Genomic DNA, 16,155 nt, shown 5'->3' with positions numbered 1-16,155 from the left:
GGCGTCGGTGAGCCGGACCGCCGGGGCGGTGCGGCCACGCTGGGGTCGGCCGCCCGAGGCACCGTAGATCCGTCCGCTCGACGCCGTCGGGCGGCCCGTCGGGCGCGGGGCCGGGCCGGGCCGGGGCGTACTCGATCTCCCGCCACCGAACGGGACCCGCCCGGCGGTCACCGACGACCTCGCATGTGGTCGTCGGCGTGCCCGGTGGAGTGGCCGGCGGTCACGACGGCCCCCACCAGCGGCTGGCCCGACGCTGCCGCCTGAGGGTCAGTACGCCCGCCACCATGCCGGCCAGGGTCAACGCCAGTCCCCCGGGGACCAGCAGGTCACCGGCGCTCGGGCCGGCCGTGCCACCGAACCCGGTGGCCGGTCCGTGGCTGGGCCGGTGTGTCGGCCGGTGGGTCGGCGGTGGGGTGGGTGGGTGCTTCTTCACCACCTGGAGGGTCGTGGTGGCCGTCTCCCCGGTGCGGCACTCCAGCTTCACCCGGTAGTTCCCGGGTCGGGTCCGGGTCGACACCATCGGGCTGGCGGTGAGCACCCCGGTCTGCGGGTGAACGGTCACCTTGCCGAAGGCGTCCGACCAGACTGTCGCCGGCCACGAGTTGTCGTGGCAGCTCGCCCGGATCCCGACCAGGTACCCCGGCTGCACCAGGCTCGGGCTGACCTCGACGAAGACGACTCCCGGCGGGGGAAGGCCGGGAGTGGACGGATCTCCGGGCTGCGGGACCGCCGGCTGTGCCACCGGCAGCGGCCCGGCGACATTCAGCCCGGCGGCGGTCGCGGGCGTGGCGGACAGGGGCGTGACGAGCGCGGCGATCCCGACCGCCGTCGCGACGCCCAGGCGCGTGACAGGCACCATGACCCCTCCCGGCAGTAGTCCTCGGCCGGGCGGTGGCCGCCCGACCTGCCGTACGGGGTGATCGGCTCACCCCGGGTCGCACGTCACATCCGGTCCGGGCCGACGGTGGCGTACGCTCGGTTCGCTGTGACCTCCATCGACCACGAACCTGTCGCCACCGCCCGGATCCGGACCTTCCTCCCCCGCCGGGGCCGGATGACGAGCCGTCAGATCGACGCCCTCGACCGGCTCTGGCCGACGTACGGCCTGACCGTGTCGGACGTCGCGGACGGGCCGCTCGATCCGTCCGCCCTGTTCGGACGGGAGGCACCGGTGGTGCTCGAAATCGGTTCCGGCATGGGGGACGCCACGGCCGCGATGGCGGCGGACGACCCGGACCGAGACTATCTGGCGGTCGAGGTGCACACGCCCGGAATCGCCAACCTCCTCGACCTGGTCGGCCGGGACGGACTGACCAACGTCCGGGTCGCCGAGGGTGACGCCCTCGACCTGGTGCACGCCCTCCCGGTGGACTCGCTCGACGCCGTGCACGTCTTCTTCCCCGACCCGTGGCCCAAGACCCGCCACCACAAGCGGCGCATCATCCAGGCCGGGCACGTGGCCCTGCTGCGGTCGCGGTTGGCCCCGGGCGGCGTCCTGCACTGCGCCACCGACTGGGCCGAGTACGCCGAATCGATGCGGCACACCCTCGACGGCGACCCGGAACTGGTCAGTCCGCACCCCGGGTGGGCGCCCCGACCCGCGCACCGCCCGGTCACCAAGTTCGAACGCCGCGCCCACCGGGAGGGCCGGGAGGTCTTCGACCTCGTCTACCACCGAGCCGTCCCCGCCCGAACCGCCTCGGGTGACGCCGGGGCGTGAGAGGGGAACCCCTCTCTCGTGCGTGTCGACGAGGACCTCTTCCCTTCCTGGAACCCCGGTTGGCGGGTGGGGGTGGTGGGCGGGCACGATGGAGCGGCTATGACGCTCACCGCCGCGCTGCCGCACAGCGCCGACCCCGACACCCTGTACGACGCGTTCGCCGGCTGGGCGAAGGAGCGCGGCCTCGACCTCTACCCCCATCAGGAGGAGGCGCTCCTGGAGATCGTCTCCGGCGCCAACCTGATCATGAACACCCCCACCGGCTCCGGAAAGAGCCTCGTGGCCACGGCGGCCCACTTCGCCGCCCTCGCCGACGACCGGACGACGTTCTACACGGCTCCGATCAAGGCGCTGGTGTCGGAGAAGTTCTTCGCCCTCTGCGAGACCTTCGGCGCGGAGAACGTCGGGATGCTCACCGGGGACGCCAGCGTCAACGCCGACGCCCCGATCATCGCCTGCACCGCCGAGATCCTGGCCAACCTCGCCCTGCGCGAGGGCGCCCGGGCGGACGTGGGCCAGGTGGTGATGGACGAGTTCCACTTCTACGCCGAGCCGGACCGGGGTTGGGCCTGGCAGGTGCCGCTGATCGAGCTGCCCCAGGCGCAGTTCGTCCTGATGTCGGCGACCCTCGGGGACACCACCCGGTTCGTCGCCGACCTGACCCGCCGGACCGGGCGGGCGACGGCGGTGGTCCGTACCGCCGAGCGGCCGGTCCCCCTCCTCTTCTCGTACGCGATGACCCCGATGCACGAGACGCTGGAAGAACTGCTGGAGACGAAGCAGGCCCCGGTGTACGTGGTCCACTTCACCCAGGCCGCCGCGCTGGAGCGGGCGCAGGCGCTGATGAGCGTGAACGTCTGCACCCGGGCCGAGAAGGACCTGATCGCCGAGGCGATCGGCCGGTTCCGGTTCACCTCCGGTTTCGGCAAGACGCTGTCGCGGCTGGTCCGGCACGGGATCGGCGTGCACCACGCCGGGATGCTGCCCAAGTACCGCCGACTGGTGGAGACGCTGGCCCAGGCCGGTCTCCTGAAGGTCATCTGCGGTACGGACACCCTCGGGGTCGGCATCAACGTGCCCATCCGCACCGTGCTGTTCACCGGGCTGAGCAAGTACGACGGGGTCCGGACCCGGCTGCTCAAGGCCCGGGAGTTCCACCAGATCGCCGGGCGCGCCGGCCGGGCCGGGTACGACACGATCGGCCGGGTGGTGGTCCAGGCCCCCGAGCACGTGATCGACAACGAGAAGGCCCTGGCCAAGGCGGGCGACGATCCGAAGAAGCGGCGCAAGGTGGTCCGGAAGAAGCCGCCGGAGGGCTCGATCGGGTGGGGTGAGCCGACCTACCAGCGGCTGGTCGAGGCCGAACCGGAGCCGCTGACCTCCAGTTTCCAGGTCAGCCACTCGATGCTGCTCAACGTCATCGGCCGCCCGGGGGACGCGTTCGCCGCGATGCGGCACCTGCTGACCGACAACCACGAGGACACCGCCGCCCAGCGTCGGCACGTGCGTCGGGCCATCGCCATCTACCGGGCGCTGCGGGCGGGCGGGGTGGTCGAGGAGCTGCCCGAGCCGGACGAGACCGGCCGCCGGGTCCGGCTCACCGACGACCTGCAACTCGACTTCGCCCTCAACCAGCCGCTGTCCCCGCTCGCCCTGGCCACCATCGAGCTGCTCGACGCCGAGAGTCCCGCGTACGCCCTGGACGTGCTCAGCGTCATCGAGTCGATCCTCGACGACCCGCGCCAGGTGCTCTCCGCGCAGCAGTTCAAGGCCCGGGGCGAGGCGGTCGCCGCGATGAAGGCCGAGGGCATCGAGTACGAGGCCCGCCTGGAGCTGCTCGACGAGGTGACCTGGCCGAAGCCGCTGGCGGAGCTGCTGGAGAACGCGTACGCGATGTACCGGCAGGGCCACCCGTGGGTCGACGACCACCAGCTCTCCCCCAAGTCGGTGGTCCGTGACATGTACGAGCGGGCGATGACCTTCGCCGAGTTCGTGCAGTTCTACGGGCTGTCCCGGTCCGAGGGGCTGGTGTTGCGGTATCTCGCCGACGCGTACAAGACGCTGCGGCAGACGGTCCCGGAGGACGCCAAGACCGAGGAGCTGGTCGACCTCATCGAGTGGCTGGGTGAGCTGGTCCGCCAGGTCGACTCCAGCCTGATCGACGAGTGGGAGCGGCTGCGCAACCCGTCCGACGCCGAGGAGGTCGCCGCCGCCCTGGACGACCGGCCGCCGGCGGTCACCCGCAACGCCCGTGCCTTCCGGGTGCTGGTGCGCAACGCGCTGTTCCGTCGGGTCGAGTTGGCCGCGCTGCGCCGGTGGGACCTGCTGGGCGAGCTCGACGCCGCCGACGGGTGGAACGCCGACGCCTGGGCGGACGCGTTGGAGCCGTACTTCGAGGCGTACGACGGGATCGGGACCGGGCCGAACGCCCGGGGGCCGGCCCTGCTGCTGATCGACCAGACCGACCCGCAGCGGTGGACGGTCCGGCAGATCCTCGACGACCCCGACTCCGACCACGACTGGGGGATCAGCGCCGAGGTCGACCTGGTCGCCTCCGACGAGGTCGGGGCCGCGGTCGTCCGGGTCACCGAGGTCGGTCAGCTCTAGCCGAGCACGGCCGTGTTCTCGTCGTGGGCGGACCGGTGGGCGAGCACCTCGTCCATGTGGGTCTCGGCCCAGGTCTTGAGGCCACGCATGGTCCGGTGCAGGGAGAGACCGAGGTCGGTCAGCTCGTAGCAGACGGTGACCGGGACGGTCGGGGTCGCCGTGCGGGTGACCAGGCCGTCCCGCTCCAGGGAGCGCAGGGTCTGGGTGAGCATCTTCTGGCTGACCCCGGCCAGTAGTCGGGACAGCTCGGAGTACCGCATCGACCGGGGCGCTCCGGCGCAGTCGGCGCCGAACTCGTGCGAGCCGTCGCTGCCGAGGGCGGCCAGGACCAGGGCGACCCACTTGTCGGAGATCCGGTCCAGGAGCAGGCGGCTGGGGCATCCGGCCAGGAAGGCGTCGTACGCCGCCTTGCTCTGTGCCCTCTTCTGGGCCGCCGTCGTCGTCGTCATCGAGCCTCCTCCACCCCTCCTGGGTGCGTTACGCACTTCCAGGTGCCTACTTCCCCATGGAAAGTTACCCGGGGAGAGTGGAGCAGGCATCCCCGCCCGGCCGCACCGCAGGTGCAGGCACTGGCAGGGGCCGACCCGTGCGTACGAACGAGAGCAGAGGTTCCACGATGCTTCCCACCTCCCTTCCCGGCGGCACCTGGACCATGGGAGACCTGACCGTCACCCGGTTCGGGTACGGCGCGATGCAGCTCGCCGGCCCCTGGGTGCTGGGGCCGCCCGCCGACCAGGAGGGTGCCCTCGCCCTCCTCCGGGAGGTCGTCGACCTGGGTGTCACCCACATCGACACCAGCGACGCCTACGGCCCCCGGTTCACCAACCGGCTGATCCGCGAGGCGCTGCACCCGTACCCGGAGTCACTGCACATCGTGACGAAGGTCGGCGCCACCCGGGACCCGCAGGGCGGCTGGCCTCCGGCCCGCAGACCGCAGGAGCTTCGCCGGGCCGTACGGGAGAACCTGGACAACCTCGGCCTCGAAGCGCTCGACGTGGTCAACCTCCGGCTGGGCGATGCCGAGGGACCCCGGCCCGGCTCGCTCGCCGAACCCTTCGAGACCCTCGCCGAACTTCGGCAGGAGGGCCTGATCCGGCATCTCGGGGTGAGCACGGCGACGGCGGAGCAGGTCGCCGAAGCCCAGTCGATCGCACCGGTGGTGTGCGTGCAGAACCTGTACAACCTCGCGCACCGTGCCGACGACGACCTGATCGACGCGCTGGCCGACCAGGGGGTCGCCTACGTGCCCTACTTCCCCCTCGGCGGCTTCAGCCCACTCCAGTCCGCGGCCCTCTCGGCCGTGGCCACCCGGTCGGAGACGACACCGATGGCGGTCGCCCTGGCCTGGCTGCTCCAGCGGTCACCGAACATCCTGCTCATCCCGGGCACCTCGTCGCGGGCGCACCTGCGCGAGAACATCTCCGGTGCCGGGCTCACCCTCACCGACGAGGACCTCGCCGAACTGGACGAGATCGGACGCTGAGACGTCCCGTGGAGGGGGGTGCGGCCGACCCTTCCGCGCCCTGGGAAATGTCAGACCCGTCGATTAGAATGTGTGTACTAATCGCGCTGCTGAGCTGGGAGGACGCCCATGACCGCGCCCACCTCCACCCCCCTCACCCCGTACGCCACCCTGCTGGGGTTCACCCGCTACGTCGACCGCACCGGCCCGACCAAGGCCACCTTCGTCGGTGGGCTGCGCAAGCAGCGGGCCAGCCGCTCCGGCTTCAACCCGCACGGTCAGTTCGTCAAGGCGCTCAAGGCCGACGTGGCCTTCCACACCGGCGGGTCCCACCTGGCCCAGGTGGCCGATCTGGTCAAGCCCCGGTGGCGACCGCTCTACCAGGCCCTGGTCCCGGGGGCGACGGCCTGGCTGCACTCGCTCGGCGACCCGGCCGGGGTCGACCTGGCGCAGACCCGGGACGCCCTGGCCATGCTCGGCGACCTCCCCGTCAAGATCAACCCCCAGTTCGGCATCAGGTACGCCGACGGTCGCGCCGAAGCCGTCCGGCTGCACTTCGACGAGACCGAGCCCAGCGAGGAGGCGACCCTGGCCACCCTGCACCTGATGGCCCGGCACATGGACGCGGTCCTGCCGCACGCCGAGCCGGTCCTCGTCGACGTCCGGCGGGGGGTGACGCACCGGATGCCCGACGGTGCCAGGCCCGAGCAGATCGAGCGGTGGCTGGCCGGTGAGGCCGCCGCATTCCGCGCCATCTGGTCCACCGCCGCCTGAGACGGCCCGACGCACGGTGGTGGCCCCGACGGGAAGTCGGGGCCACCACGGGCCGTCGTGGTCCGACGGTCTCACTCCCCGGTCGGGGCCGGCGGCCCCGCCGAGGTGGTGGGGCTCGCCGGTCGGGCCCCACCACCGCCGCCCGCCTCGACGGCACCGGCGGGCAGGACGACGTAGGGGCGCATCATCTCGTTGTCCTCGTGTTCGAGGATGTGGCAGTGCCAGGCGTACCGGCCGGGCAGGTCGAACCGGGCCTTGATCCGGGTCACCGTGCCGGGGAAGACCGGCACCGTGTCGTGCAGGCCCCGCTCGGTCGGGCCGGGTGGGCGGATCCGGGACCGGCCCCGGCCGACCACCTCGAACTGCACCTGGTGCAGGTGGACCGGGTGCGTCTCGCCGGTGCGGTTGTGCAGTTCCCAGATCTCGGTGGCACCCAGCTCGACCTGCTCGGTGACCGGCGCGTCCCAGGTCAGGGGGATCCCCCGCCCCCGTTCGTCGACCACGCCCAGCAGCGGCTGGAACCCGCCTCGACCGTGGTCACCGGAGCGGGCGTGCAGCAACGCCAGTCGGCGTACCCGGTCGGCCGGACCGAGCCGGGGTGGTGCCGGCAGGCGGAGCTGATCGGGTGGGACCGACCGGTCCGGCCCGGTCCGCTCGGTGACCACGAACTTCAGCACCTGCCCGGTGGTGTGCGGATCCGCCTCGGCCGGCCGGTCCCCGTGTGCCTGCGACCCGTCCGGCCCCTCGTTGACCAGGTAGAGCTCGGTGCCCGCCGGCACCTCGGAGAAGTCCACGACCACGTCGACCCGGGCCCCGATGCTCAGCGGGACCGCACCCAGCTCCACCGGCTCGGGCAGGAAACCGCCGTCGCTGCCGACCTGCCAGATCGGCAGCACCGGCCGGGCCGGGCGGACGGCGGGATCGGTCACCACCGACACCCTGAGGAACCGGCTGTTGCAGCCGTTGAGCAGCCGGAACCGGTACCGCCGCCGCTGCACCGACAGCACCGGCCAGGTGGCCCCGTTGACGACGATGGTGTCGCCGAAGAAGGACGACTGCCACCGTGGCACGCCCTCGGTGGCCCCCGACAGTCCGTCCGGGTAGTACAGCTGCCCGTCGGCGCGGAACGACCGGTCCTGGATCAGCAGCACGATCTCGTACGGACCGCCGCCGAGGGCCGTACCCGGATCGGCCGGGCCGGGTAGCACCCCGGCCGGCAGGTCGCTGTCGCCGCCCCGGAGCAGGTAGAAGCCGGCCGCCCCGGCGTACACGCTCAGTCGGGTCAGGCCGAGGCAGTGGTCGTGGTACCACAGGGCGGTGGCCCGCTGGTCGTTGCCGTACTCGAACCGGGCCGCCCCGGGCGACCAGCGCGCACCGCCCGCCTCCATCGACCGGGCCTCGAACTCCGCGTAGGACCGACCCACCCGGGCGTAGGCGGCGGGAAGGTCCCGGGCGGTCGGCAGGTACCAGGCGTCCGGGTAGCCGTCGGCCTCCTCCCGGTTGTGGCCGCCGTGCAGGTGGACCACCATCGGCACCGGCCCGGCGTACCGGCTCGGCGTACCGGAGTGGCCCGTACCGGCCGGGTCGGCCCAGTGCACCGTCGGGTCCACCGGCAGCAGGTGGGGCAGGTAGCGGCCGTCACCGTCGACGAGTTCGTTGAGCCAGTTCACCCGCACCGGCCGGTCGACCCGGGCCTCGACGGTGCGGGCCGGGTAGTGGAACGTGCCGGGGTGGGCGGCGGAGCCGAACCCCCAGACCTGTGTCGTCGGCAGCGGTGCCGGAAGGACCTGCTGACGGAACTGACGCAGCGCGATCGCGTACTCGTCCACCTCGCCGTCGGCGCGCAGCGCCGGCATGACCCCGGGCACCGGCAGCCGGGTGACGTACTTGGGTATCGCCGTGGCGTCCAGACGGGGGGTCAGGTCCCGGGCGACACCCCACCCCACCGGCATCAGAGCCGCCGCACCGCCCGCCGCCCCCATGAGGAGCACCTGCCTCCGTGTGACCACGCCGCGTCCCTTCCTCGGAGCCGTCCGTCAAGTCGAGCAAACCTCACTTAGTGCCCCACGGTTCGCCACGACGTCGCTATCACCCATTCAGGGATCAATCGTCGGCGGCAAAATCTTTCACAATCAAAGGTTGAAGGCTCAACCATTCCTCGCTACGGTTGGCACACTGCGACGGCCCGGTGCGGGATCTTCCCGTTGATCAGGGCATTCGTCCGCTACCAACGGTCACAGCCGGTGACCATCGCGCCCGGAGCGGCGACCTGCCGCGCGGGAGGAACCCGTCGACCCACGTTCCAGGAGGAGTCCCATGACCCTGCCCAGCACCGTCCGCGACCTCGGCATCCTGCTCGCCCGAATCGGCGTGGGCATCGTGTTCTTCGCCCACGGCTGGCAGAAGCTGGTGACAAACGGCGTCGAGGGCACCGCCGCCTTCTTCGACCAGGTCGGCGTACCCCTGCCCACCCTCTCGGCCTGGTTCGCCACCGGCGTCGAACTCGTCGGCGGCGCGGCCCTGATCCTCGGCGCGCTCGTGCCGATCGCCGGGATCCTGCTCGCCCTCAACATGGTCGGCGCGTTCGTCTTCGTCCACGCCGGCAACGGACTCTTCGTCGACCAGGGCGGCTACGAACTCGTCCTCACCCTGGGCGCGGCTGCGCTCCTGCTCGCCTCGGTCGGCGCCGGTCGACTGAGCGTGGACCACCTCCTGTTCGGTCGGCGTCGCACCGCCGCCACCCCGGTCGGTGCCGGACGGGCCTGAGGGCCGACGACGGTACGACCCCGGGTTACACCCTCGGGCAGGGCACGGATCGGTCTGCGGTAGGAGCTACCGCACCGGAACGTGCCCTACCGTCGATGTCATGACGCGACGTGACGGGAACTCCCGACGGCTGATCGGTGCGGCACTGGTCACCATGGTGTTCGCCCTGGCCCTGCTGGCTCTGGGCTGGTGGGTCCGGGGCTGGGAGTACGACCCCGACCGCAGCCGTTACCTCGACCCCGCCTGGTGGGTCGGGAGCCTGACCAGTGGACTGGGCTACCTCGCGATCAGCCCCACCGGCCTCAAGGTGGCCCTGCTCGTGATCGGCGCACCGGCCGCCGCCGCCCTCTGGCTGCGGCGGCGCAACCAGGCCGACCACGCTGGCCCGAGCGACCAGGCCGACCGCCCCGCCCAGGGCGACCCGGACGACGCCTCGACCGGGGTGGTCAGGTCCCGGGTGGGAGGTCGGTGACCGCGACGACCTCGGGGGCGTCCACCGGCCCGACGATCACCCGCAGCGCCGGGAGGTGGTCGGCCAACAGCCGACGGCACCGGTCGCAGGGGGCAAGGACCTGCCGGCCCCGGTCGCCGACCGTCACGAGGGTCTCCAGCGCGCCGACGTTCTGGGTGACCGCCGCGCCGAGGGTGACGACCTCGGCGCAGGTATCCCCGGTGGGGTGCACGACGTTCACGCCGGACACGATCCGACCGTCGGCGGTACGCGCCGCGGTGGCGAGGGTGTGGGCGGCGCTGCGGCACCGCAGCTTGGCCACTGCGGCGGCGGCCTGCACCAGTGCCCGGTCCGTGTCGCGCAACGTCGTCATCCCGCCCCCAGGGTCGCCCGTCGATCGACGGTCAAGCCTAGACTGGGCCGTCCGGACGGACACCACTGGCGCTCCGGACGGGACCGGCAGGCGCTCCGGGTGGAACCGACGGGCACTCCGGGCGGAACCCACGGGCGCTCCGGCGGACGGCTGCCTATCCTTGGCGACGTCATGCAGACTCCACCCGTACCGGCCGCGACCGACACCGTCCGCGAGCTGCACCGCCGCCTGTCCCCCCTGATCTTCGACGACCAGCGTCGGCTGCGCCGTCGGCTCGACGGCGTCCGACGGCTGCGTGACCCGCAGCGACGCGACGAGGCGTTGGCCGAGATCACCGCAGACGTGGGCCGGGCCGAGGCCCGGCTGGCCACCCGACAGGCCGCCGTACCCACCGTCACCTATCCGGTCGGCCTGCCGGTCAGCGAGCGGGCCGCCGACATCGCCGCGACGATCCGCGACCACCAGGTGGTGATCGTGGCCGGGGAGACCGGGTCCGGCAAGACGACCCAGCTGCCCAAGATCTGTCTGGAGCTGGGTCGCGGGGTGCACGGTCTGATCGGGCACACCCAGCCCCGGCGGTTGGCCGCCCGGACCGTCGCCGACCGGATCGCCGCCGAACTCGGCACCGAACTCGGGGACGTGGTCGGCTACAAGGTCCGCTTCAACGACCAGGTGAGCGACCGGAGCCTGGTCAAGCTGATGACCGACGGCATCCTCCTGGCCGAGTTGCAGACCGACCGGATGCTGCGCCGGTACGACACCCTGATCATCGACGAGGCGCACGAGCGCAGCCTCAACATCGACTTCATCCTCGGGTACCTGCGGCAGCTGCTGCCCCGCCGCCCCGACCTGAAGGTGATCATCACCTCGGCGACCATCGAGACCGACCGGTTCGCCAAGCACTTCGCCGACGCCGAGGGCCGCCCGGCCCCGGTGGTCGAGGTGTCCGGGCGGACGTACCCGGTCGAGGTCAGGTACCGGCCGCTGGTCGAGGTGACCGAGACCGACGAGGACGACGCCGCCGACGAGGAGAACGTCAGGGACCAGATCCAGGCCATCGGGGACGCGGTCGAGGAGTTGGCCGCCGAGGGCCCCGGGGACGTGCTGGTCTTCCTCAGCGGCGAGCGGGAGATCCGGGACACCGCCGAGGCGCTGGGTCGGTTGGTGCAGAAGAAGCGGTCGCTGCTGGGCACCGAGATCCTCCCGTTGTACGCCCGGCTCTCCACCGCCGAGCAGCACCGGGTCTTCGCCCCGCACACCGCACGTCGGGTGGTCCTCGCCACGAACGTGGCGGAGACCTCCCTGACGGTCCCGGGGATCAAGTACGTCGTCGACCCGGGTACCGCCCGGATCTCCCGCTACAGCAACCGGTTGAAGGTGCAGCGGCTGCCGATCGAGCCGGTGTCCCAGGCCTCGGCCAACCAGCGCAAGGGCCGGTGCGGGCGGACCTCGGACGGGATCTGCATCCGCCTCTACGACGAGCAGGACTTCGACAGCCGCCCGGAGTTCACCGACCCGGAGATCCTGCGGACCAACCTCGCCTCGGTCATCCTCCAGATGACGGCGATCGGGCTCGGCGACATCGCCGCCTTCCCGTTCATCGACCCCCCGGACCGGCGCAACGTCGCCGACGGGGTCAACCTGCTGCACGAACTGGGCGCCCTGGACCCCACCGAGACCGACGCGGACCGGCGCCTCACCTCCCTCGGTCGGCGGCTGGCCCAGCTTCCGGTCGACCCCCGGCTGGCCCGGATGGTCCTGGAGGGCGAGCGCAACGGCTGCGCCACCGAGGTCGTGGTGATCGCCGCCGCGCTCTCCATCCAGGATCCCCGGGAACGACCGGCGGACCGGCAGGCCCAGGCCGACCAGGCGCACGCCCGGTTCGCCGACAAGGAGTCGGACTTCGTCGCCCTGCTCAACCTCTGGCGGTACCTGCGGGAGCAGCAGCAGACCCTCTCCGCCAGCGCGTTCCGCCGGTTGTGCAAGGCCGAGTACCTCAACTACCTGCGGGTACGGGAGTGGCAGGACATCGTCGGCCAGTTGCGGCAGGTCCTGCGTACCCCGGATCAGGGCGGGACCGGGCGCGGTGGGCGGGCCGGACGCGGAGCCGGGCCGGACGCGGCCGCCCCGGACGGGGGCGGACCCGGCGGGCGACGCGGCGGGGCGGACCTGCCGGAGGAGATCGACACCCCGAAGGTGCACCAGTCCCTGCTGGCCGGGCTCCTGTCCCACCTCGGTCTCAAGGATGCGCAGAAGCACGAGTACCTGGGGGCCCGGGGGGCGAAGTTCGCGCTCTTCCCCGGTTCGGCCCTGTTCAAGAAGCCTCCTAGGTGGGTGATGGCCGCCGAACTGGTGGAGACGTCCCGGCTCTGGGGGCGGGTGGCGGGTCGGATCGAGCCGGAGTGGGTCGAGCCGCTCGCCCAGCACCTGGTCAAACGCAGCTACAGCGAGCCGCACTGGGAGAAGAAGCAGGCGGCGGTGATGGCGTACGAGAAGGTCACCCTGTACGGCGTCCCGATCGTCACCTCCCGGAAGGTCAACTACGGCCGGATCGACGGCGGCCTGAGTCGTGAGTTGTTCATCAGGCACGCACTGGTGGAGGGCGACTGGTCCACCCACCACCACTTCTTCGACGACAACAAGCGGCTGCTCGCCGAGGTCGAGGAGTTGGAGAACCGGGCCCGTCGGCGGGACATCCTGGTCGACGACGAGACGGTGTTCCGCTTCTACGACGAGCGGATCCCCGCGGACGTGGTCTCCGGGCGGCACTTCGACACCTGGTGGAAGAAGACCCGGCGCGACGAGCCGGACCTGCTCACCTTCACCCGGGAACTGCTGGTCAACGAGGGTCGGGGTGGGGTCGGGGAGGACGACTACCCGGACGAGTGGCGGGCCGAGGGGGTCACCCTGCCCCTGACGTACCGGTTCGACCCGGGGACGGCCACCGACGGGGTGACGGTGGACATCCCGCTGCCGATGCTCAACCAGGTGCCGACCGACAGCTTCGACTGGCAGGTGCCGGGGTTGCGGGAGGAGCTGGTGGTGGCGCTGATCCGGTCGCTGCCCAAGGCGGTCCGCCGCAACTTCGTGCCGGTTCCGGACCACGCCCGCGACGCCCTCGCCGCGATCACCCCGGGCGAGGAGCCGCTGTTGGACGCGCTGACCCGGCAGCTGCGCCGGATGACCGGGGTGACGGTGCCCCGCGAGGCGTGGGACCTGACCCGGCTCCCGCCGCACCTGCGGGTCACCTTCCGGGTGATCGGCGAGGAGGACCAGCCGGTCGCCGAGGGCAAGGACCTGCCGGCCCTGCAACGTCAACTCCGCCAGCAGGTACGGCAGGTGGTGGCCGCAGCCGCACCGGAGGTCACCCGGACCGGGCTGCGGGAGTGGAGCATCGGCACCCTGCCCCGCACCGTCGAGCAGGTCCGGTCCGGGTTCGCGGTGACGGCGTACCCGGCGCTCGTCGACGAGGGGGCCACCGTCGGCGTACGGGTCTTCGACTCCGAGGCCGAGCAGGAGGCGGCGCACTGGGCGGGTACCCGGCGGCTCCTGCGGCTGACGGTGCCGTCCCCGGCGAAGATCCTGCAGGGGCGGTTGACGAACGAGGCGAAGCTGGCCCTCAGCCGGAACCCGCACGGCAGCGTCCAGGCGTTGATCGAGGACGCGGCCGGGGCTGCCGTCGACAGGCTGATCGGGCAGGCCGGTGGCCCGGCCTGGGACGCCGACGGGTTCGCCGCCCTGCGCGACGGCGTCCGGGCCGACCTCGTCGACACGGTGGTGGAGGTGATGGACCGGGTCCGCCGGGTGCTCGCGTCGTCGTACGCGGTCCAGCAGCGGCTCGGTGCGACCCGGAACCTGGCGGTGGTGGCGGCCCTGGCCGACATCCGTCAGCAGCTCGACGCCCTGGTGCGCCCCGGGTTCGTCACCGAGGCCGGGTACGCCCGGCTGCCCGACCTGCTGCGCTACCTGACCGCGATCGAGCGGCGGTTGGACCGGCTGCCCGGCAACCCGCAGCGGGACCGGCAGCAGCAGGATCGGATCGCCGCGGTGCAGAAGGAGTACGCGGACCTGCTCGCCGCGCTGCCTGCGGCCCGACGGGAGTCGACGGCGGCCCGACAAATCCGGTGGATGATCGAGGAGTTGCGGGTGAACGTGTTCGCCCAGGCGTTGGGGACCCCGTACCCGGTCTCCGAGCAGCGGATCTACCGGGCGATGGACGAGGCCGAGGGGCGCTGAGGCCTGGTCGGTGGGGCCACGGGCCGACATCGGTCACGACGGGTGGGGCCGGTCGGCCGTGGTCGCCTCAGTCGCTGCCGGTGACGACGGTGGTTCCGTCGGCGGCCATGGTGGTCTGCACGTAGCCGAGCAGGATCCGGCGCAGTTCCCGGCTGGCCTGGGTGGGCACTGCGTCGCGGCGGCGGGCGAGCGCGACGGTGCGGGTCACCCCGGGCGGGGCGAGCGGGGTGACCCGGATCCCGGATCGGCGGGCGACCACGATGCCGGGGACCAGGGCCACCCCCAGCCCGGCCTCGACGAAGCTGAGCACGGCGTCCATCTCGCCGCCGTCCACGGTGAAGGAGGGCTCGAATCCGGCCTCCCGGCACGCCTGGAGGGTGACGTCGCGCAGGTCGTAGCCCTCGCGGAACATCACCAGGGGCTGGTCGCGCAGGTCGGTGATGCGCAGCCGGCCGGTGGGGCGGGCGGCGGGGAGTTCGTCCAGCGAGGCGACCACCAGGCTCTCCCGCAGGATCGGCTCGGTCCGCAGGCCGGGATCGGTGCCGTGGGCGGGCAGCACGATCAACGCCAGGTCCAGTGCGCCCCGAAGGAGTCCCCGGACCAGGTCCTGGGAGCCGCCCTCCTCCACCCGCAGCTCCACCGCCGGGTACGCGTCGTGGAAGCGGCGCAGGACCGGCGGGGCCAGGGAGGTGGCCAGGCTCGGGGTGGCCCCGATCCGGACCCACCCCCGGCGCAGCCCGACCAGTTCCTGCACCTCCCGGGTGGCCGTGTCGACGTCGGCGAGGATCCGTCTGGCCAGCGGCAACAGGACCTCTCCGGCGACCGTGAGGGTGATGTTCCCCCTTACCCGTTCGAACAACGGGGCTCCGAGGGTGTTCTCCAAGGCGTGAATTTGCTTACTCAACGACGGCTGGGTGATGCCGACGAGGTCGGCGGCTTGCGTGAAATGTCGTACTTCGGCCACTGCCACGAAGGACTTCAACTGATGGAGCTGCATCTGGATAGCCTATGACTATCAACACTGCGAGTTCGATGCATTGGACGACTGATCCAACAAGCTCCTAGCGTCGATCTCGTGGTAGTCACGAGAACGCGGTCGCCGATCCGCTCCAACGTCGGCCTCAAGGCCGTCATGGCGGTGTCCGGCATCTTCCTGGTGGGGTTCCTCATCGCGCACATGCTGGGCAACCTGAAGGTCTTCGCCGGCGCGACGTCCTTCGACAGCTACGCGCACTGGCTACGGGACATCGGCAAGCCGATCCTGCCCGGGGTGTGGTTCCTCTGGTTCATGCGGATCGGCCTGGTGGTGGCCGCCGTCGCGCACATGTGGGCCGCCGCCACCCTGGCGCTGCGGGCCCGCGCCGCCCGCCCGGTCAAGTACGCCCACCGCAAGAAGGTCCGGGGCAGCTACGCGGCCCGCACCATGCGGTGGGGCGGTGTGATCATCCTGCTCTTCCTGATCTACCACATCATGGACCTGACCACCGGGACGTTGAACCCGGTCGGCGACCCGAACCGCCCGTACGCCAACGTGGTCGCCGGATTCGCCCCCGAGCGCTGGTACGTCACGCTCTTCTACACCCTGGCCGTGGTGGCCCTCGGGTTCCACCTGCGGCACGGGGTGTTCAGCGCACTGCGCAGCCTCGGTCAGCAGACCCCGAACGGTGAGCGCCGCGCCCGGCTGGTGGCCCTGGTCTTCGCCGTCGTGCTCAGCGCCGGCTTCCTGCTGGTCCCGTTCGCCGTACTCACCGGATTGGTGGCCTGAG

The 16,155-nt window shown here is 72.0% G+C and carries 13 protein-coding genes; 8 read left to right on the top strand and 5 right to left on the bottom strand.

The annotated features are described in order from the left end of the window. Positions 1-220: 220 nt before the first annotated feature. Entirely contained in the window at positions 221-859 is a 639-nt protein-coding gene (locus WHN02_RS13160; protein ID WP_434743574.1) for a hypothetical protein, read from the bottom strand. Positions 860-1,054: 195 nt separating this feature from the next. Here WHN02_RS13160 and trmB point away from each other — a divergent pair, with 195 nt between their 5' ends. Continuing rightward, positions 1,055-1,720 (top strand): tRNA (guanosine(46)-N7)-methyltransferase TrmB, encoded by a 666-nt coding sequence (trmB, locus tag WHN02_RS13155; protein ID WP_434743948.1) that lies wholly within the window; start codon positions 1,055-1,057, stop codon positions 1,718-1,720. 99 nt (positions 1,721-1,819) lie between these two features. Next, the gene (locus WHN02_RS13150; protein ID WP_434743573.1) at positions 1,820-4,327 is read left to right on the top strand and encodes a DEAD/DEAH box helicase; all 2,508 of its coding nucleotides are present in this window, start codon (positions 1,820-1,822) and stop codon (positions 4,325-4,327) included. Here WHN02_RS13150 and WHN02_RS13145 read toward each other — a convergent pair. Beyond that, positions 4,324-4,776, bottom strand: coding sequence for a winged helix-turn-helix transcriptional regulator (locus tag WHN02_RS13145; protein WP_434743572.1), 453 nt, complete (start codon positions 4,774-4,776; stop codon positions 4,324-4,326). The two genes, WHN02_RS13150 and WHN02_RS13145, sit on opposite strands and share 4 nt — an antisense overlap. Before the next feature lie 167 nt (positions 4,777-4,943). On the opposite strand from WHN02_RS13145, the gene WHN02_RS13140 reads away from it, so the two are divergent. Continuing rightward, the gene (locus tag WHN02_RS13140) at positions 4,944-5,810 is read left to right on the top strand and encodes an oxidoreductase (RefSeq protein ID WP_434743571.1); all 867 of its coding nucleotides are present in this window, start codon (positions 4,944-4,946) and stop codon (positions 5,808-5,810) included. A 108-nt stretch (positions 5,811-5,918) separates the two neighbouring features. Next, entirely contained in the window at positions 5,919-6,563 is a 645-nt protein-coding gene (locus tag WHN02_RS13135) for a hypothetical protein (RefSeq protein ID WP_434743570.1), read from the top strand. A 71-nt stretch (positions 6,564-6,634) separates the two neighbouring features. Here the strand turns inward: WHN02_RS13135 and WHN02_RS13130 are convergent, their stop codons facing one another. After that, entirely contained in the window at positions 6,635-8,572 is a 1,938-nt protein-coding gene (locus WHN02_RS13130; protein ID WP_434743569.1) for a multicopper oxidase family protein, read from the bottom strand. A 307-nt stretch (positions 8,573-8,879) separates the two neighbouring features. Between WHN02_RS13130 and WHN02_RS13125 the strand changes: the two genes are divergently transcribed. Then, positions 8,880-9,329, top strand: a complete 450-nt coding sequence (locus WHN02_RS13125; protein WP_434743568.1) for a DoxX family protein — start codon at positions 8,880-8,882, stop codon at positions 9,327-9,329. A 100-nt stretch (positions 9,330-9,429) separates the two neighbouring features. Continuing rightward, positions 9,430-9,801 carry a hypothetical protein gene (locus WHN02_RS13120; RefSeq protein ID WP_434743567.1) on the top strand — a complete coding sequence of 124 codons (372 nt, stop codon included), beginning with the start codon at positions 9,430-9,432 and terminating at the stop codon, positions 9,799-9,801. On the opposite strand, the gene WHN02_RS13115 is transcribed toward WHN02_RS13120, so the two are convergent. Next, complete coding sequence (locus WHN02_RS13115) at positions 9,776-10,153, bottom strand: cytidine deaminase (RefSeq protein ID WP_434743566.1); 378 nt, start codon at positions 10,151-10,153, stop codon at positions 9,776-9,778. The genes WHN02_RS13120 and WHN02_RS13115 overlap by 26 nt on opposite strands. 171 nt (positions 10,154-10,324) lie before the next feature. Between WHN02_RS13115 and hrpA the strand changes: the two genes are divergently transcribed. After that, positions 10,325-14,389, top strand: a complete 4,065-nt coding sequence (hrpA, locus tag WHN02_RS13110) for an ATP-dependent RNA helicase HrpA (protein ID WP_434743565.1) — start codon at positions 10,325-10,327, stop codon at positions 14,387-14,389. Positions 14,390-14,456: 67 nt separating this feature from the next. On the opposite strand, the gene WHN02_RS13105 is transcribed toward hrpA, so the two are convergent. Then, positions 14,457-15,392, bottom strand: coding sequence for a LysR family transcriptional regulator (locus WHN02_RS13105; protein ID WP_434743947.1), 936 nt, complete (start codon positions 15,390-15,392; stop codon positions 14,457-14,459). Between the two features lie 129 nt (positions 15,393-15,521). Here WHN02_RS13105 and WHN02_RS13100 point away from each other — a divergent pair, with 129 nt between their 5' ends. Further along, positions 15,522-16,154 carry a succinate dehydrogenase cytochrome b subunit gene (locus tag WHN02_RS13100; protein ID WP_434743946.1) on the top strand — a complete coding sequence of 211 codons (633 nt, stop codon included), beginning with the start codon at positions 15,522-15,524 and terminating at the stop codon, positions 16,152-16,154. The last annotated feature ends 1 nt before the right edge of the window (position 16,155 follow it).

The organism is Micromonospora sp. SH-82 (genome assembly GCF_051132485.1).
GTDB lineage: Bacteria > Actinomycetota > Actinomycetes > Mycobacteriales > Micromonosporaceae > Micromonospora.
Note: the sequence above shows the minus strand (reverse complement) of the source record. Positions and strands in the feature narration are given on the sequence as shown.